The organism is Halomonas llamarensis (genome assembly GCF_023555005.1).
GTDB classification, from domain to species: Bacteria; Pseudomonadota; Gammaproteobacteria; order Pseudomonadales; family Halomonadaceae; genus Vreelandella; species Vreelandella llamarensis.
On sequence record NZ_JAMJPJ010000010.1, the window covers coordinates 1 to 19,146 of the forward strand.

Sequence of the window (19,146 nt, forward strand, 5' to 3'; positions counted from 1 at the left end):
CCAAGGGCTGATCTCAATACTCGATACGGTAAGATGGCTTAACCGTTGTTCATGAACCGCCGTGGTACGGAACCGTACGCCCGGTGGTGTGAGAGGACAGGGGAGGCGACTCCCCTTCCTACTCGATCTCTGTTTTTAGATAAAGCGGTTTGATGTCTAAAAATGGGGAAAGGGTTGTCAAGTAGAGGTGTTTTCGCTACCATGACGCCCGCTGTTGCGTAGTGCATGCGGTATTGATGTTGAAGGCAGCGTAAGCACGATACAGGCCAGTAGCTCAATTGGCAGAGCAGCGGTCTCCAAAACCGCAGGTTGGGGGTTCGATTCCCTCCTGGCCTGCCAGCCTTCCCCAGGTTGGTGTGCCCCAAAAAATTCTTTATCGTTCGCTGCACCCTTAGGAGTCTCGTTTTATGAAGCCTAGTCCTGTAAAGCATGGTGCTGAAGTTCAACAGTCGCGCCATGACGGGCTCAAGTGGGCAGCGGTCGTAGCGCTTCTGGTTGTTGCTGTTGTTGGTAACACCTATTTTGCCGATTTGGCTCTTTTGTATCGCGTGTTAGGCGTGGTGGTGCTGTGTGTTATTGCTGGCGCGATTGCGTTGGTCACCACAAAGGGGCGTAATCTGGTTATTTTAGCGCAAGAGTCTAAGAAAGAGATTCAGCGCGTCGTCTGGCCGACTCGTCCCGAAACAGTACAGACCACGGCGATTGTGCTGGCGGCTGTTTTTGTTGTTGGTTTGGCGTTGTGGTTGATTGACACGCTTCTCAGCTGGGCGATGTCCGGCGTCATTGGTTAGGAGTTTTCATGTCCAAGCGTTGGTACGTCGTACACGCTTACTCCGGTTTTGAAAAGCATGTCATGCGCTCGCTGCTTGAGCGTGTGAGGCTTTATGGCAAAGAGGATCGCTTTGGTGAAATTCTTGTGCCGACCGAAGAAGTGGTTGAAATGCGTGACGGCAAGCGCCGCAAGAGCGAGCGCAAGTTCTATCCCGGCTATGTGTTGGTCGAGATGGAAATGGCCGACGATACATGGCACATGGTCAATGAAACGCCGCGTGTCATGGGGTTTATCGGCGGTACTAAAGAAAAACCCGCGCCAATTTCGACGCGCGAGGCAGAAGCGATTCTGCGTCGCGTAAAAGACGGCACTGATAAGCCGCGACCCAAGACCGTTTTCGAGCCGGGTCAGTCCGTCCGAGTGGTCGATGGTCCGTTCGCCGACTTTAACGGTGTTGTTGAAGAAGTTAACTACGAGAAAAGTCGCCTCCAGGTAAGTGTACTGATCTTTGGTCGCGCAACACCTGTCGAGCTTGAGTTCGCTCAGGTTGAGAAAGAATAGATATTAGATAGTCGTTGTTAACCGTATTTAGTGAGTCGGCCATGCGCCGACTGGTTGTCACCGGGGAGCCGCAAGGCGCTACCACCCAATTGGAGTGAAACATGGCCAAGAAAGTACAGGCTTACATCAAGCTGCAGGTTGCTGCAGGTAAAGCCAATCCAAGTCCACCCGTTGGCCCAGCGCTGGGTCAGCACGGTGTGAACATCATGGAATTTTGTAAAACGTTCAACGCTGAGACTCAAGATATTGAGCTTGGTTTGCCGACGCCGGTTGTGATCACCGTTTACTCGGATCGCAGCTTCACCTTCATCACCAAGACGCCGCCGGCAGCTGTGCTGTTGAAGAAAGCCGCAGGTATCAAGTCCGGTTCTGGCGAGCCGAACAAAAAGAAGGTGGGCACGGTAACTCGTGAGCAGCTCGAAGAGATCGCCCAAACTAAAGAGCCGGATTTGACGGCTGCCGATCTTGATGCCGCTGTGCGTACCATTGCTGGTAGCGCGCGTAGCATGGGCTTAAACGTGGAGGGTCTCTGATCATGGCTAAACTGTCTAAACGCGCCCAGCAAATTCGCGCGAAAATCGACCCGAGTAAAGCCTACACGGTAGAAGATGCCGTGGCGCTGCTATCCGAGCTGTCAACAGTTAAGTTTAAAGAGTCGGTTGACGTGGCAATTAACTTAGGTGTTGATCCGCGTAAATCTGACCAAGTCGTACGTGGCGCCACCGTAATGCCGAATGGTACCGGTAAAGACGTTCGCGTAGCGGTTTTCACTCAGGGCGCTAATGCCGATGCGGCGAAAGAAGCCGGTGCGGATATTGTCGGCATGGAAGATTTGGCTGAGCAAGTCAAAAAAGGCGTGATGGATTTCGACGTCGTCGTTGCCTCGCCTGATGCCATGCGCGTCGTGGGTCAGTTGGGTCAGATTCTAGGTCCGCGCGGCCTGATGCCGAATCCGAAAGTGGGTACCGTTACACCGGACGTCGCGACCGCAGTGAAAAACGCCAAAGCCGGTCAAGTGCGTTTCCGCACAGACAAAAACGGCATTATCCACACGACTGTGGGTAAAGTGGATTTCGATGCCAACGCGATTAAAGGCAATCTTGATGCGCTCGTTGCTGACCTGAAAAGGCTCAAGCCAAGCACGTCAAAAGGTATTTACTTTAAGAAAATGACGCTGTCCACCACGATGGGGCCAGGTCTGACCGTCGATCATACTGTCTACATTTAAAGCGTGATCGAAAAAAGGCGTAACCTCTTGGAGTATGCGCCTAACCGAGCAAGAACTTTGCGGTCCCCGCGTAGATAATATTAGGGCGGGGCGCCGTCAAAGACCGCAGGTGCCGTGTGAATAAGCCCGGCTTAATGGAAAACGCCTGCGCAGATGGTGTCGCCGCCAGTTGGTTGAATGTCTAGCTTTCTGGTGAGCACCATCCCCTAGGCTTCTTGGCAGCAGTTATTGGCTGAGAAGAGATGGTAACCACCGGGACCTGACTTTAGGTTTCGGCACGAAGGAGTGATCACTGTGCCACTAGCACTTGAAGGCAAGAAAGCGATTGTTGCCCAGGTCAGTGAAGCGGCTAAAGACGCTCTCTCCGTCGTAGTTGCCGATTCTCGCGGTGTAGCGGTCAGCAAAATGACCGATCTGCGTAAGCAGGCACGTGAGAATGGTGTAGAGCTGCGTGTTGTTCGTAACACGCTAGCTCGCCGCGCTCTGGAGGGCACTCAGTGGGAGTGCCTGAACGAAAGCTTTGTGGGTCCGACGTTGCTGGCCTTCTCTAACGAAAACCCCGGCGCTGCCGCGCGGTTGTTCAAAGAGTTTGCGAAGCAAGATCAGAACTTCGAAGTAAAAGCGCTGGCCTACGAAGGTGAGCTGATTCCGGCTGCTGACATTGACCGTCTGGCAACGCTGCCGACTTACGACGAGGCAATTGCTAAGCTGATGTCGGTCATGAAAGAAGCCTCTGCTGGCAAGCTGGTTCGTACTCTGGCCGCACTGCGCGACCAGAAGCAAGACGAAGCGGCATAAGCCTCTTCACTTGTTGGCAGCATAATGTTGCCTAATACGAGCAATGAATCCTGAGTTCTCGGGCGACCGAGACTCCCGCAAAGTTAGGAATGAAACAATGGCACTGACCAAAGACGATATTATCAACGCCGTTTCCGACATGACCGTTATGGAAATTGTCGAGCTGATCGAAGCGATGGAAGAAAAATTCGGTGTTTCTGCCGCTGCAGCCGTTGTGGCTGGCCCAGGTGGTGGTGAAGCGGATGTTGAAGAAGAGCAGACCGAATTTGACCTGGTGCTCACGGGTGCTGGTGAAAAGAAAGTTAACGTCATCAAAGCCGTTCGTGAAATTACCGGCCTTGGCCTGAAAGAAGCTAAGGGTGCTGTTGACGGCGCTCCGGCGACTATCAAAGAAGCAATGTCCAAGGAAGACGCTGAAACAGCGAAGACCAAGTTGGAAGAAGCAGGCGCAAGCGTCGAGCTCAAGTAATTCTTGTGCCGGTGGCTTTACGCGCTGCGTAAGCTTCCACGGCTGGCGGCGGGCAATTCCCGCTGCCGGCCTTTTTCTGTTGAAACAGATCAAAGAATTTTGACGGCGAGCTGCCCTTTTAGGAGCTTGCTTTCTGCGTCTGACACGCCCGCGGGGAAGATGACCACGCATCGGTCACCCATGGTGAACAAGCTGGGGAAAACAGATGGCTTACTCATACACTGAGAAAAAACGCATCCGCAAGGATTTCGGCAAACTGCCCCAAGTGATGGATGTGCCTTATTTGCTGGCCATCCAGCTTGATTCCTACTATGACTTTCTCCAGCAAGACCGTTCGCCCGATGAGCGCCACGAAATTGGCCTGCACGCGGCGTTCAGGTCAGTGTTCCCGATCGAGAGCTTCTCCGGTAACGCGGCGCTGGAATATGTTAGTTATCGTTTTGGCACGCCCGCGTTTGATGTGAAGGAGTGTCAGCTTCGCGGCGTGACTTACTCCGCACCGCTACGCGTCAAGGTGCGTTTGATTATTTATGATCGCGATTCGTCGAACAAAGCGATCAAAGATATCAAAGAGCAAGAAGTTTACATGGGGGAGATTCCCCTGATGACCGAGAACGGTACCTTTGTCATTAACGGTACCGAGCGCGTTATTGTGTCTCAGTTGCACCGCTCGCCCGGTGTGTTCTTCGACCATGATAAGGGCAAGAGCCATTCTTCTGGCAAGCTGCTCTATTCGGCACGCGTGATTCCTTATCGTGGCTCCTGGCTCGATTTCGAGTTTGATCCCAAAGACAACGTCTTTGTGCGTATCGATCGCCGTCGCAAATTGCCGGCATCGGTATTGATGCGTGCTCTGGGCATGAGCACCGAAGAGATCCTCGATGAGTTCTTCGAAACTAGCGTATTCCACATTGAGAAGTCTGGCTTCTCTGTGGAGCTCGTGCCTTCGCGCCTGCGCGGTGAAACCGCGACGTTCGATATTAAAGATAGCGACGGCAACGTCATTGCGGAAGAAGGTCGACGCATCACCCAGAAGCATATCCGTCAGCTGGAAAAAGCGGGCCTTGAGCGTCTGGATGTGCCCATGGAGTACCTGTACGGCAAAACCTTAGCCAAAGATCAGGTGGATACCAAAACCGGTGAGCTGATTGTCCCGTGTAACACGGAAATCACGCCGGAAGTGTTAGAGCACATGGCACAGGGTGGCATCAAGCGCGTTGAAACGCTCTATACCAACGATCTGGACTGTGGTTCGTTCATTTCCGACACGTTAAAGCTCGATACCACGGGTTCACCGCTTGAAGCGCTGGTCGAGATTTACCGCATGATGCGTCCCGGTGAGCCGCCGACCAAAGACGCCGCCGAGACGCTCTTTCATAACCTGTTCTTCACCGAAGACCGCTACGATCTTTCCAATGTCGGTCGGATGAAGTTCAACCGCCGCTTGCGCCATGAGTCGGATACCGGCTCAGATGTGTTGCATAAGAAAGATATCCTCGATGTCTTGCGCGAGCTAATCAATATCCGTAACGGTTTCGGTGATGTCGATGATATCGATCACCTAGGTAACCGCCGTATCCGTTGTGTCGGTGAAATGGCGGAAAACCAGTTCCGTGTGGGTCTTGTACGCGTTGAGCGCGCGGTGAAAGAGCGCCTTTCCATGGCGGAAAGCGAAGGCCTGATGCCGCAAGACTTGATCAACGCCAAGCCGGTGGCGGCGGCGGTAAAAGAGTTTTTCGGTTCCAGTCAGCTTTCGCAGTTTATGGACCAGAACAACCCGCTTTCCGAGGTGACCCACAAGCGTCGTGTCTCGGCACTTGGCCCCGGTGGTTTGACCCGTGAGCGTGCTGGCTTTGAAGTGCGCGACGTACACGCCACGCACTATGGGCGTTTATGCCCGATCGAGACGCCGGAAGGTCCGAACATCGGTCTGATCAACTCGCTGGCGACCTACAGCCATACCAATAGCTATGGCTTCTTGGAAACGCCTTATCGCAAGGTGGTGGATAGCCAGGTTACCGACGATGTCGTTCATCTTTCTGCGATCGAAGAAGGTGACTTCGTTATTGCTCAGGCGTCGGCCGCGGTCAATGAATCCAATAAGCTAAGCGATGACTTGGTGCAGGTGCGCCATCGTGGTGAAACCACCTTCATGCGCCCTGAGCAAGTCACGCTAATGGATGTGTCGCCACGCCAGGTGGTATCAGTGGCGGCCGCGCTAATTCCGTTCTTGGAGCACGATGACGCCAACCGCGCCCTGATGGGGGCGAACATGCAGCGCCAGGCAGTGCCGACGCTACGTGCGGATAAACCGCTGGTGGGCACGGGTATGGAGCGCTTCGTGGCACGCGATTCCGGTGTTTGTGCCGTCGCAAATCGCGGCGGCGTGATCGACTCGGTAGATGCGCGTCGTGTGGTGGTTCGGGTTCATGGAGATGAAATCATCGGTGGTGAAGCCGGGGTGGACATCTACAACCTGACCAAGTACACCCGCTCGAACCAGAACACCTGCATGAATCAGCGCCCGATCGTACGGCCTGGTGATAGCGTGTCGCGTGGCGATATTCTCGCTGATGGCCCGTCGGTGGATATGGGCGATTTGGCGCTGGGCCAGAACATGCGCATCGCGTTCATGCCCTGGAACGGCTATAACTTCGAGGACTCGATTCTGCTCTCCGAGCGTGTGGCGCAAGAAGACCGTTTCACCACGATCCATATCCAGGAGCTGACCTGTGTGTCGCGTGACACTAAGCTGGGCTCGGAAGAGATTACCGCGGACATTCCTAACGTGGGTGAATCTGCACTGGGTAAACTGGACGAGGCGGGTGTGGTCTACATCGGTGCCGAAGTGGGGCCGGGTGATATTCTGGTGGGTAAGGTGACGCCGAAAGGGGAAACCCAACTAACGCCAGAAGAGAAACTCTTGCGTGCCATTTTTGGTGAGAAAGCATCGGACGTTAAAGACACCTCTTTACGTGCCCCGACCGGCATGAAAGGCACGATTATTGACGTCCAAGTATTTACCCGCGACGGTGTTGAAAAAGACTCGCGTGCGCTTGCGATCGAGCAAATGCAGCTTGATGAGGTGCGTAAGGATCTACAAGAAACCTATCGTATCGCTGAAGAGGCCACCTTTGAGCGCCTTAAGCACACGCTGGATGGTCAGGTCGTGAACGGTGGGCCGAAGCTCAAAAAAGATGATGTGCTCGACGAAGCGTACCTAGATGAGCTGCCGCGTCAGCAGTGGTTCAAGCTGCGTATGCAGGATGAAACTTACAATGAGTTGCTGGCTCAGGCAGACGAGCAACTGGAAATTCGCCGTAAAGAGATGGATGAGCGCTTTGAAGATAAGAAGCGCAAGCTGACCCAGGGCGATGACCTCGCGCCGGGCGTGCTCAAAATCGTCAAGATCTATATGGCGGTTAAGCGCCGCATTCAGCCAGGCGACAAGATGGCCGGACGTCACGGTAACAAAGGCGTTATCTCGGCGATTATGCCGGTGGAAGATATGCCGTTCGACGAGCAAGGCGAGTCGGTTGATGTTGTCCTCAACCCGCTAGGCGTACCGTCGCGTATGAACGTGGGTCAGGTATTGGAAACCCACCTGGGGATGGCAGCACGCGGATTAGGCTTCAAGATCAATGCCATGCTGCGTGATGCGCGCGAACAGCAAGTGGCAGAAATTCGCGACTTTCTTGGCGAAATTTACAACACGCCTGGCACTCGCGTAGAAGACATTAGTTCGCTGTCGGACGACGAAGTGATCGCGCTGGCAAAAAACCTTAAAGGCGGTGTGCCGATGGCAACGCCGGTGTTTGACGGTGCTCAAGAGCACGAAATTAAACACTTGTTGCGCTTGGCGGATATACCGGATTCCGGTCAAATGACCCTTTACGATGGTCGTAGTGGCGACGCCTTTGATCGTCCGGTCACCGTTGGCTATATGTACATGCTGAAGTTGAACCACTTGGTAGACGATAAGATGCACGCCCGTTCTACCGGCTCTTACTCGCTGGTGACCCAGCAGCCGCTGGGCGGTAAGGCGCAGTTCGGTGGTCAGCGTTTCGGTGAGATGGAAGTGTGGGCGCTAGAAGCCTATGGCGCCGCGTATACGCTGCAAGAGATGCTTACCGTCAAGTCGGACGACGTTGAAGGTCGCACCAAGATGTACAAGAGTATCGTGGATGGCGACCACACCATGCAGGCAGGCATGCCGGAATCCTTTAACGTTCTCGTGAAGGAAATCCGCTCGCTGGGCATCGATATCGAGTTAGAGAGCTAGGAGCCGTCCAATGAAAGATTTGGTGAAAGTCCTCAAATCGCAGTCTCAGACCGAAGAGTTTGACGCGATTAAGATTACCCTGGCATCGCCGGATATGATTCGCTCCTGGTCTTTCGGCGAGGTGAAGAAGCCCGAGACCATCAATTACCGTACCTTTAAGCCGGAACGGGATGGTCTGTTCTGTGCCAAGATTTTTGGCCCGGTGAAAGATTACGAGTGTTTATGTGGCAAATATAAGCGCATGAAGCACCGTGGCATCATCTGCGAAAAGTGTGGTGTTGAAGTGACTAAAGCCGCTGTGCGCCGCGAGCGCATGGGGCACATTGAGCTGGCGTCGCCGGTCGCGCACATTTGGTTTTTGAAATCACTGCCGTCGCGTATCGGCATGTTCCTCGATATGACACTGCGTGATATCGAGCGCGTGCTGTACTTCGAAAGCTTTGTGGTGATCGACCCCGGTATGACCACCCTCGAGCGCGGTCAGCTGCTCAACGACGAGCAGTATTTTGAAGCGCTGGAAGAGTTCGGCGACGACTTCGACGCCCGCATGGGTGCCGAAGCCGTTCAAGAGTTGCTCAAAGACATTGATCTGGAAGAAGAGATTAATCACCTGCGCGAAGAGATTCCGCAGACTAACTCTGAAACCAAGATCAAAAAGCTCTCCAAGCGCCTGAAGCTTCTTGAGGCCTTCTACAACTCCGGTAATGCGCCGGCGTGGATGGTCATGGAAGTGCTGCCCATTTTGCCGCCGGACCTGCGTCCGCTGGTACCGCTGGATGGTGGTCGCTTTGCGACTTCGGATCTCAATGACCTTTATCGCCGTGTGATCAACCGTAACAACCGCCTGAAGCGTCTTTTGGATCTCAATGCGCCGGATATCATCGTGCGCAATGAGAAGCGTATGCTTCAGGAAGCGGTCGATGCCTTGCTCGATAATGGTCGCCGTGGCCGGGCGATTACGGGCTCTAACAAGCGCCCGCTGAAATCGCTCGCTGATATGATAAAAGGTAAGCAAGGGCGTTTCCGTCAGAACCTGTTGGGTAAGCGTGTCGACTACTCGGGCCGTTCGGTCATCACCGTGGGCCCGACCTTGCGTCTGCACCAGTGCGGCCTGCCCAAGAAAATGGCGTTGGAGCTGTTCAAGCCGTTTATCTACTCCAAGCTGCAGTCGCTGGGCTTCGCCTCAACGATCAAAGCCGCTAAGAAGATGGTCGAGCGTGAGCTGCCGGAAGTTTGGGATATTCTCGCTGATGTTATCCGCGAGCACCCGGTACTGCTTAACCGTGCACCCACGCTTCACCGTTTGGGCATCCAGGCGTTTGAGCCGTTGTTGATTGAAGGTAAAGCCATTCAGCTTCACCCGCTGGTGTGTGCTGCCTATAACGCCGACTTTGACGGTGACCAGATGGCGGTCCACGTACCGCTGACGCTGGAAGCGCAGCTCGAAGCGCGCACGCTGATGATGGCGACTAACAACGTCTTGTCACCGGCAAACGGCGAGCCGATTATCGTGCCCTCACAAGACGTTGTCCTGGGGCTTTATTACATGACCCGGGAAAGGATCAATGCGCCTGGGGAAGGTATGGTGTTCTCTGGCCTTGATGAAGTCGAGCGCGCCTTTGCTACCCAGGCGGCATCTCTGCACGCTAAGGTAAAAGTGCGCCTTGACGAAGTGGATGTCGATGAAGAAACCGGTGAGCGTTCTGAGCATCGCCGCCTCTACGACACCACGGTTGGCCGCGCGTTGCTGTTCCGCATTCTGCCGGAAGGCGTGCCGTTTGATTTGATTGATCAGCCGATGAAGAAAAAGGCGATTTCGGGATTGATCAACGAAGTGTATCGCCGCGCCGGGCTCAAACCGACCGTCATCTTTGCTGACCAGTTAATGTACACCGGTTTCCGCTGGGCGACTTGGTCGGGCGCTTCTATCGGCGTGAACGACTTTGTTATACCTGATGCTAAAACCGAGATCGTCGATGCGGCGGAAGCGGAAGTCAAAGAGATCGAAGATCAGTTCTCCTCGGGTCTTGTGACCGCGGGCGAGAAGTACAACAAGGTCATCGATATTTGGTCTAAGGCCAACGATAAAGTTGCCAAGGCAATGATGGCCGGTATCTCGAAAGAGAGCGTGATCGATCGCGATGGCAACGAAGTCGAGCAGGATTCGTTCAACAGCGTCTTCATCATGGCTGACTCCGGTGCTCGTGGTTCGGCGGCCCAGATACGTCAGCTCGCGGGTATGCGTGGCCTTATGGCCAAGCCAGATGGCTCGATCATCGAGACGCCGATCGTTGCCAACTTCCGTGAAGGTTTGAACGTACTGCAGTACTTCATCTCGACTCACGGTGCACGTAAGGGCCTTGCTGATACGGCACTGAAAACGGCTAACTCGGGTTACTTGACGCGTCGTCTCGTTGACGTGGCGCAAGACTTGGTGATTACTGAGAGCGACTGCAGCACCGACAGAGGGTTGACGCTACACCCGATTATCGAAGGCGGTGATATCATCGTGCCGCTGTCGCAGCGTGTGCTAGGCCGTGTTGTCGCACAAGATGTCGTTGACCCGAGCAGCGAAGAAGTATTGATTCCACGCGGCACATTGCTGGATGAAAAATGGTGCGCCGACCTGGATACTATGGGCGTCGATGAGATCATCGTGCGTTCGACCATTACCTGTGATACCCCGCACGGTGTCTGTTCGGCCTGCTATGGTCGCGACCTCGCACGGGGCCATCAGGTCAATATCGGTGAATCTGTCGGTGTTATTGCCGCGCAGTCGATCGGTGAGCCGGGTACCCAGCTGACCATGCGGACGTTCCACATCGGTGGGGCAGCATCGCGCTCCTCAGCGGTGGATAGCGTACAGGTCAAGCACGGTGGCAAGGTGCGCCTGCACAATATCAAGCACGTTGAGCGCGCTGACGGTAAGTTAGTCGTGGTGTCGCGCTCTAGTGCGTTGGCCGTGGCCGATGATCATGGGCGTGAGCGCGAGTACTACAAGCTACCTTATGGCGCTGAACTTGCCGTGCGTGACGGCGACGTGGTCGATGCGGGTGCGACGGTAGCGAAATGGGATCCGCACACCCACCCGATCGTCGCCGAAGTTGAAGGTCAGGCGCAGTTCATCGATCTCGACGAAGGTGTCACCATGCACCGTAGCGTTGATGAAATGACCGGTCTCTCGTCTATTGAGGTGATCGAGTCGGCGGCGCGCCCGATGGCAGGTCGCGACAAGCGCCCGATGATCATGCTGAAAGATGCTGGCGGTGAATATGTCGCGGTGTCGGGCTCCAATACACCGGTGCAGTACCTGTTGCCGGGTAAATCGATCATCTCCGTCGATGATGGGGCAACCATCGGTGTCGGTGAAGTGGTTGCGCGTATTCCGGTAGAGGCCTCAGGCAACAAAGATATTACCGGTGGTCTGCCGCGTGTAGCAGATCTGTTCGAAGCGCGTAAGCCGAAAGAATCCTCGATTCTGGCGGAAATCAGCGGTGTGCTCAGCTTCGGTAAAGAGACCAAAGGTAAGCGTCGTTTGACGATCACACCGGAAGATGGTGATCCGTTTGAGATGCTGATTCCGAAGTGGCGTCAAATTGCCGTCTTCGAAGGTGAAAGCGTCGAGAAGGGTGAAGTCATTTCCGATGGTCCGAGCAACCCGCACGATATTTTGCGCTTGCTGGGTGTCGAGGATTTGGCCAAATACATCACTGCTGAAGTTCAGGACGTTTATCGCCTCCAGGGCGTTGGCATCAACGATAAGCACATCGAAGTGATCGTGCGTCAGATGCTGCGCAAGGTCGAGATTACCGATTCGGGTGACTCTGACTTTATCACGGGCGATCAAGCCGAGCTGGTTCGCGTGCTGGAGCAGAATGTGCGCTTGGAAAAAGACGGCAAATTCCCGGCCAAGTATCAGCGCCAGCTATTGGGCATTACCAAAGCAAGCCTTGCTACTGAGTCGTTTATTTCCGCGGCTTCCTTCCAGGAGACGACGCGTGTATTGACTGAAGCCGCAGTAACCGGCAAGCGTGATTATCTACGCGGCTTGAAAGAGAACGTGGTGGTGGGTCGATTGATCCCTGCGGGTACCGGGCTTACCCACCACGCCGAGCGTCGTCGTAAGCGCGATGACGTTGATCGACTGCTCAACCCATCGGCGATGGAAGTCGAGCAGGAGCTTGGGGCTCAGTTAACGGCGTTGGATTCCGACGACGAAGAGCTCTAACTCGCGTTGGCCCCAGCGTTATGTTATGACGATAAAACCGTCGCCATGACTTGACGATAGCTGGGGCAAACTATTAGAATGCGCAGCCTTTAACAGTGGGGCGGGTGCGCCCGCATCCATTGAAAAGGTAAGGCAACCATTGGAGTCAGCTACAGACTATGGCAACGATTAATCAGCTAGTGCGGAAGCCGCGCAAGCGCCCCGTCACCAAGAGTGACGTGCCAGCGCTGCAGGCCTGCCCGCAAAAACGCGGTGTATGTACGCGCGTTTACACCACTACCCCAAAGAAGCCAAACTCGGCGTTGCGTAAGGTGTGCCGTGTGCGCCTGACCAACGGCTTTGAAGTATCTTCTTACATTGGCGGTGAAGGCCACAACCTGCAAGAGCACTCAGTCGTGCTGATTCGCGGCGGTCGTGTGAAGGATTTGCCAGGTGTGCGTTATCACACCGTTCGCGGTGCTCTGGATACCTCGGGTGTTCAGAACCGTAAGCAGGGTCGTTCTAAATACGGTACCAAGCGTCCGAAGTCTTAATTCGGTTGCGTTGGCTCGAGTTGGGCAGCTGCGTCAGTGCTGCCAAGCGGTCAATACGAATATGATGGTCTGATAAGAGTAAGGTCGAGCGGTGCTGTGCTATCACAGGGCGAGTCTTGGGTTTACCTGAAGGATCCTTAAATTGAGGGCTTATCATGCCTAGAAGAAGAGTTGTAGCGAAGCGCGAGATTCTACCAGATCCGAAGTTTGGAAGTGAGCGCCTAGCCAAGTTCATGAACCACCTGATGTTCAGCGGTAAGAAGTCCGTAGCTGAGCGCATCGTTTACGGTGCGCTGGACAAGGTTGCCGAGCGCAGTAAAGAAGAGCCGCTGGAAATCTTCGATAAGGCACTGGAAACGATTCAGCCGATGGTCGAAGTGAAATCGCGCCGTGTCGGTGGTGCGACGTATCAGGTGCCGGTTGAAGTTCGTCCGTCTCGTCGTCAAGCGCTAGCGATGCGCTGGTTGGTTGACGCGGCGCGTCGTCGCGGTGAAAAAACGATGGTACAGCGTCTGGCGGGTGAAATGCTGGACGCCGCAGAAGGTAAAGGCTCTGCGGTTAAGAAGCGTGAAGACGTACACCGTATGGCAGAAGCCAACAAGGCGTTCTCTCACTATCGTTTCTAAGCTCGAATGTTGCTGAGGTGTTGCTTGGGTGGATGGTGTTGGTTGCTTCACAACTAGCGCGCCTAAATTCGAGCACACCTTTTCGTACATTTCGCGCATTGCCAACTAACGGGAGTTATCACCGTGGCACGCAAGACTCCATTAAATCGTTACCGTAATATCGGTATCGTCGCTCACGTTGACGCGGGTAAAACCACGACAACAGAGCGCGTATTGTTTTACACCGGCCTTTCACACAAGGTGGGTGAGGTTCATGATGGCGCGGCTACCATGGATTGGATGGAACAGGAGCAAGAGCGTGGTATTACCATCACCTCTGCGGCGACAACCTGTTTCTGGCAAGGCATGAGCAAGCAGTTCCCTGAGCACCGTGTCAATATTATCGACACCCCGGGGCACGTCGACTTCACCATTGAAGTTGAGCGTTCCTTGCGTGTGCTTGATGGTGCTGTTGTGGTGCTGTGTGGTTCCTCAGGCGTTCAACCGCAGACCGAGACCGTTTGGCGCCAAGCAAATAAGTACGAAGTCCCACGTATGGTCTTTGTCAACAAGATGGATCGCACTGGCGCTGATTTCTTCATGGTGGTTGACCAGTTGAAGGAGCGTCTGGGTGCCAATGGCGTGCCGATTCAGATTAACTGGGGCACGGAAGAAAACTTTAAGGGCGTCATTGATCTGATCCAGATGAAGGGCATTCTTTGGGATGAACAGAACCTGGGCATGAATTATGACCTGGTTGATATTCCCGAAGAGCTCCTGGAAACCGCAGAAACCTACCGCGAGCAGATGATCGAAGCAGCGGCAGAAGGTTCTGACGAGCTGATGGAGAAATATCTCGAAGGTGGTGAGTTGACTACCGAAGAGATCAAGGCGGGTCTGCGCGCGCGCACACTGGCAAACGAAATTGTCCTCATCACCTGCGGGTCTGCCTTCAAGAATAAGGGCGTCCAAGCGGTGCTTGACTGCGTCATTGAGTACATGCCGTCGCCGACTGAAGTTAAGGCGATCGAAGGCGAGTTGGACGATAAAGATGGCACTGTCGACACGCGTGAAGCTGATGATAATCAGCCGTTCGCTGCGCTGGCGTTTAAGATTGCCACTGACCCGTTCGTCGGCACATTGACCTTTATCCGTGTTTACTCGGGCGTGTTGAACTCCGGCGACGGGGTATACAACTCGGTTAAGAGTAAGAAAGAGCGTGTGGGTCGTATCGTTCAGATGCACTCCAACTCGCGCGAAGAGATTAAAGAAGTGCGTGCTGGTGATATCGCCGCCTGTATCGGTCTAAAAGATGTTACCACCGGTGATACGCTGTGCGATATTAACCACAAGATCGTACTTGAGCGTATGGAGTTCCCTGATCCGGTTATCTCGGTTGCGGTTGAGCCGAAATCCAAAGTGGATCAGGAGAAGATGGGTGTTGCACTGGGTAAGCTGGCCCAGGAAGATCCTTCTTTCCAAGTAAAAACCGACGAAGAGACAGGTCAGACGATCATCTCTGGTATGGGTGAGCTTCACTTAGACATTCTTGTTGATCGCATGCGTCGCGAGTTTAAGGTGGAAGCGAATATCGGTAAGCCTCAGGTGGCCTACCGTGAAACCATCCGTGGCAGCGTCGAGCAGGAAGGCAAGTTTGTACGTCAGTCTGGTGGTCGTGGTCAGTACGGTCACGTTGTGATGCGTATTGAACCGCTGACTTATGAAGAGAAAGGCGAAGGAGACGACGAAATCTTCTTCAAGTTTATCTCTGAAATCGTGGGCGGCGTCGTTCCGAAGGAATACGTCCCGGCGGTAGAGAAAGGGGCTTATGAGCAGCTGAAAAACGGCGTTATCGCGGGTTACCCGATGATCGACGTTAAAGTAACGCTGTTTGATGGTTCCTACCATGACGTAGACTCCAACGAGACTGCGTTTAAGATTGCTTCTTCTATGGCAGTGAAAGAAGGTGCCAGGAAGGCCAAGGCCGTGCTGCTGGAACCGGTGATGAAGGTCGAGGTCGTGACCCCCGAGGAGTTCATGGGTGACGTCATGGGTGACCTGAACCGTCGTCGCGGTCTGGTGCAGGGCATGGATGACTCTTCTTCTGGTAAGGTCATCCGCGCAACGGTGCCGCTGGGTGAGATGTTCGGTTACGCAACCGATCTTCGCTCTCAGACCCAGGGCCGTGCGAGCTACTCCATGGAGTTCGCGAAGTACGACGAGGCGCCCTCCAGCGTCGTAGAAGCCGTCATCAACCAAAACGGTTAACCGTTAGCTAACGTAAAGAGGTTATAGCAGTGGCTAAGGAAAAATTTGAACGCTCCAAACCGCATATCAACGTCGGTACCATCGGTCATGTTGACCACGGTAAAACGACCCTGACTGCGGCCTTAACTCGCGTTTCCGCTGAAGTATTCGGCGGTGACTGGAGCGAGTTTGACGCTATCGACAATGCTCCGGAAGAGCGTGAGCGCGGTATTACAATCGCCACCTCGCACGTTGAGTATCAGTCAGAGACACGTCACTACGCTCACGTCGACTGCCCGGGGCACGCCGACTACGTTAAGAACATGATTACCGGTGCGGCGCAGATGGATGGCGCCATCCTGGTATGTTCTGCCGCCGACGGCCCAATGCCGCAAACACGCGAGCACATTCTGCTGTCTCGCCAAGTAGGTGTTCCGTACATCGTTGTGTTCCTGAATAAAGCGGACATGGTCGATGATGAAGAGCTGCTTGAGCTGGTTGAAATGGAAGTTCGCGAACTTCTCGACCAGTACGATTTCCCGGGTGACGACACACCGATCGTCACGGGTTCGGCGTTGATGGCACTGGAAGGTAAGGATGATAACGGCATGGGTACGACTGCCGTTGCTAACCTGATCAAGGCGCTGGATGAGTACATTCCGGAGCCGGAGCGTGCCATCGACCAGCCGTTTTTGATGCCGATCGAAGACGTATTCTCTATCTCTGGCCGTGGTACCGTTGTTACCGGTCGTGTAGAGCGTGGTGTCATCAAGGCAGGTGAAGAAGTCGAAGTTGTCGGTATGCGCGATACGACCAAGACAGTCGTTACCGGCGTTGAAATGTTCCGCAAGTTGCTCGACGAAGGTCGCGCAGGCGAGAACGTTGGCGCATTGCTGCGTGGCACCAAGCGTGATGACGTTGAGCGTGGTCAGGTTCTGGCGAAAACTGGCACTATCACCCCGCACACCGTTTTCGAAGCCGAAGTCTACGTGTTGTCCAAAGAAGAAGGCGGTCGTCATACGCCTTTCTTCAAGGGCTACCGTCCGCAGTTCTACTTCCGTACCACTGACGTGACCGGTACGTGCGAACTGCCGGAAGGCGTTGAGATGGTCATGCCGGGCGACAACGTAAAAATGGTTGTTACCCTGATCGCTCCGATCGCAATGGACGAAGGTCTGCGCTTCGCAATCCGTGAAGGTGGGCGTACTGTCGGTGCTGGCGTTGTTGCCAAGATCGTTAAGTAAGTCGATCCATTAGGATCAAAGGGGGCTCTTGCTAGCCCCCTTTTCTACGCATCAGCGAGAAGTGTTTGACATGGATTGCTGGCGTGCCTATAATGCGCATCCTTTGAATGCGTGGGTAGACGGCTCGCGCCGTCGACATCCATTGGAGTTTAGGGCAAATGCAGAACCAAAAGATTCGCATTCGGTTGAAAGCATTCGACCATCGCCTGATTGATCAGTCCGCTGCGGAGATTGTTGAAACCGCAAAACGTACTGGTGCTCAGGTTCGTGGTCCGATTCCGCTCCCGACCAATCGCGAGCGTTTTACCATACTGATTTCCCCGCACGTCAATAAAGATGCGCGCGATCAGTATGAGATTCGCACTCATAAGCGTGTGCTCGATATTGTTGAGCCCACTGAAAAAACAGTTGACGCGCTGATGAAGCTTGATCTCGCTGCTGGCGTAGACGTGCAAATCAAGCTCGACTAATTACACTAGACACTCGCGGCCCAGCGCTTTTGAGTTTTGTAGAGAAAAGCAGCAGCCGCCGCGCCGTGAGGCGCTACACAATGTGCTAGTGGAATGCTCTGGAAAGGGCAGCCATAGCGGGTGATAGCCCCGTACACTATAGGAGAACTGAGAATGACTATCGGTTTGGTCGGTAAAAAGGCCGGGATGACCCGCGTCTTTACCGAAGACGGTGCATCTGTGCCCGTAACCGTTATTGAAGTTGATCCTAACCGTGTTACACGCGTTAAGTCTGTCGGGTCCGACGGCTACGCAGCGGTTCAGGTAACAACTGGCTCTCGTAAAGCTAAGCACCTCACCAAAGCGCAAGCAGGACAGTTTGCCAAGGCGGGTGTCGAGGCTGGTCGTAAGCTGATGGAGTTTCGCCTGGAAGAAGGCGAAGATGCTCCTGAAGTAGGCGGCGAACTCACCGTATCCCTCTTCGAAGCTGGTCAGATGATTGATGTGACCGGCACCTCTAAGGGTAAAGGTTTCCAGGGTGCTGTTAAGCGCTGGAACTTCCGTACCCAAGACATGACCCACGGTAACTCTCTGGCGCACCGCGCACCGGGTTCCATCGGTATGTGTCAAACTCCGGGTCGCGTATTTAAAGGCAAGAAAATGGCCGGTCAAATGGGCAACGCTCGTTGCACCGTACAGAGCCTTGAAATCGTCCGTGTCGACGCCGAGCGCAACCTGCTGCTTATTAAAGGCGCCGTTCCGGGAGCAACCGGTAGCGACGTTGTCGTTCGCAGCGCCGTGAAAGCAGGCTGAAGGGGAGTTTACCAATGAATCTGAATCTTGCTGCAGGCGCGGGTACCGTTGAAGTAGCCGACGCCACCTTTGGCAAAGAATTCAATGAGGCGCTGGTTCATCAGGTTGTCACCGCGTATTTAGCCGGTGGTCGCCAAGGGACACACGCACAGAAAAACCGTTCTGAAGTACGCGGTGGCGGCAAAAAACCGTGGCGTCAGAAAGGTACCGGTCGCGCACGCGCCGGCACGATCCGTTCTCCGCTGTGGCGCAGTGGCGGCGTTACCTTCGCGGCACGTCCGCAAGACTACACTCAGAAGGTAAATCGCAAGATGTACCGCGCGGCGATGCGCTCCATTTTGTCAGAACTAGTGCGTCAAGAGCGCTTAGTGGCAGTGGATGAGTTCGCCGTTGAAGCGCCGAAGACCAAGCAGGTCGCTGCCAAGCTGAAAGAGCTGGATCTGGAAAAAGTGCTGATCATCACTGAAGACGTTGATGAAAAGCTCTACTTGGCCGCGCGCAATCTTCCCCACGTTGATGTGGTGGATGTTGCAGCCGCTGATCCGGTGAGCCTGGTTGCCTTTGATAAGGTATTGGTCACCGTCTCCGCCCTGCGTAAATTCGAGGAGAAGCTGGCATGAACCAAGAACGCGTATTCAAGGTTCTGCTTGGGCCGCACGTGACCGAAAAGGCCGCGATGGCAGCAGAGCGCAATCAGTACGTTTTCAAAGTCGCGAGCGACGCTACTAAGCCTGAGATTAAAAAAGCAGTTGAAGCGCTATTCGGCAAGAAAGTCGAACGCGTTCAAGCGCTAAACGTCAAAGGCAAGACTAAGCGTACCGCAAACGGCGTTGGCATGCGTAAAGGGTATCGCAAAGCGTATGTCACCCTCGCCGCAGGCGAAACGCTCGAAGACTTCTCTGGCGCCGAATAAGGGC

The 19,146-nt window shown here is 54.4% G+C and carries 16 protein-coding genes and 1 tRNA gene; all 17 read left to right on the forward strand.

Going from position 1 to position 19,146, the window contains the following annotated elements; translation table 11 throughout:
- Positions 1-263: 263 nt before the first annotated feature.
- Positions 264-339 (forward strand) — tRNA-Trp (locus tag M8006_RS07980).
- 68 nt (positions 340-407) lie between these two features.
- Positions 408-791: a preprotein translocase subunit SecE gene (gene secE / locus M8006_RS07985; RefSeq protein ID WP_250080978.1), complete on the forward strand. Its 384-nt coding sequence runs from the start codon at positions 408-410 to the stop codon at positions 789-791.
- Positions 792-799: 8 nt separating this feature from the next.
- Positions 800-1,333: a transcription termination/antitermination protein NusG gene (gene nusG, locus M8006_RS07990; RefSeq protein WP_250080980.1), complete on the forward strand. Its 534-nt coding sequence runs from the start codon at positions 800-802 to the stop codon at positions 1,331-1,333.
- Between the two features lie 101 nt (positions 1,334-1,434).
- A complete protein-coding gene (rplK, locus tag M8006_RS07995; protein WP_250080983.1) occupies positions 1,435-1,866 on the forward strand; it encodes a 50S ribosomal protein L11 in 432 nt (143 codons plus the stop codon).
- Between the two features lie 2 nt (positions 1,867-1,868).
- The gene (gene rplA / locus M8006_RS08000; RefSeq protein WP_250080985.1) at positions 1,869-2,561 is read left to right on the forward strand and encodes a 50S ribosomal protein L1; all 693 of its coding nucleotides are present in this window, start codon (positions 1,869-1,871) and stop codon (positions 2,559-2,561) included.
- Between the two features lie 294 nt (positions 2,562-2,855).
- Entirely contained in the window at positions 2,856-3,359 is a 504-nt protein-coding gene (gene rplJ / locus M8006_RS08005; RefSeq protein WP_250080988.1) for a 50S ribosomal protein L10, read from the forward strand.
- A gap of 97 nt (positions 3,360-3,456) precedes the next feature.
- Positions 3,457-3,828 (forward strand): 50S ribosomal protein L7/L12, encoded by a 372-nt coding sequence (gene rplL, locus M8006_RS08010; RefSeq protein WP_250080990.1) that lies wholly within the window; start codon positions 3,457-3,459, stop codon positions 3,826-3,828.
- Between the two features lie 205 nt (positions 3,829-4,033).
- Positions 4,034-8,110, forward strand: coding sequence for a DNA-directed RNA polymerase subunit beta (gene rpoB / locus M8006_RS08015; RefSeq protein ID WP_250080992.1), 4,077 nt, complete (start codon positions 4,034-4,036; stop codon positions 8,108-8,110).
- Positions 8,111-8,120: 10 nt separating this feature from the next.
- Complete coding sequence (gene rpoC / locus M8006_RS08020; protein ID WP_250080995.1) at positions 8,121-12,338, forward strand: DNA-directed RNA polymerase subunit beta'; 4,218 nt, start codon at positions 8,121-8,123, stop codon at positions 12,336-12,338.
- Positions 12,339-12,496: 158 nt separating this feature from the next.
- Positions 12,497-12,871, forward strand: a complete 375-nt coding sequence (rpsL, locus tag M8006_RS08025; RefSeq protein WP_009098973.1) for a 30S ribosomal protein S12 — start codon at positions 12,497-12,499, stop codon at positions 12,869-12,871.
- Between the two features lie 155 nt (positions 12,872-13,026).
- Positions 13,027-13,497: a 30S ribosomal protein S7 gene (gene rpsG, locus M8006_RS08030; RefSeq protein WP_250080998.1), complete on the forward strand. Its 471-nt coding sequence runs from the start codon at positions 13,027-13,029 to the stop codon at positions 13,495-13,497.
- 123 nt (positions 13,498-13,620) lie between these two features.
- On the forward strand, positions 13,621-15,744 hold the full coding sequence (gene fusA, locus M8006_RS08035; protein ID WP_250080999.1) for an elongation factor G: 2,124 nt from the start codon (positions 13,621-13,623) through the stop codon (positions 15,742-15,744).
- A gap of 29 nt (positions 15,745-15,773) precedes the next feature.
- Complete coding sequence (gene tuf, locus M8006_RS08040; protein WP_250081001.1) at positions 15,774-16,967, forward strand: elongation factor Tu; 1,194 nt, start codon at positions 15,774-15,776, stop codon at positions 16,965-16,967.
- Positions 16,968-17,125: 158 nt separating this feature from the next.
- Entirely contained in the window at positions 17,126-17,437 is a 312-nt protein-coding gene (gene rpsJ, locus M8006_RS08045) for a 30S ribosomal protein S10 (RefSeq protein WP_250081003.1), read from the forward strand.
- Positions 17,438-17,590: 153 nt separating this feature from the next.
- Positions 17,591-18,229 (forward strand): 50S ribosomal protein L3, encoded by a 639-nt coding sequence (gene rplC, locus M8006_RS08050; protein WP_250081006.1) that lies wholly within the window; start codon positions 17,591-17,593, stop codon positions 18,227-18,229.
- A gap of 14 nt (positions 18,230-18,243) precedes the next feature.
- Positions 18,244-18,849, forward strand: a complete 606-nt coding sequence (gene rplD, locus M8006_RS08055) for a 50S ribosomal protein L4 (RefSeq protein ID WP_250081007.1) — start codon at positions 18,244-18,246, stop codon at positions 18,847-18,849.
- The gene (gene rplW / locus M8006_RS08060) at positions 18,846-19,142 is read left to right on the forward strand and encodes a 50S ribosomal protein L23 (RefSeq protein WP_250081009.1); all 297 of its coding nucleotides are present in this window, start codon (positions 18,846-18,848) and stop codon (positions 19,140-19,142) included. The genes rplD and rplW overlap by 4 nt, the downstream gene beginning before the upstream one ends.
- The last annotated feature ends 4 nt before the right edge of the window (positions 19,143-19,146 follow it).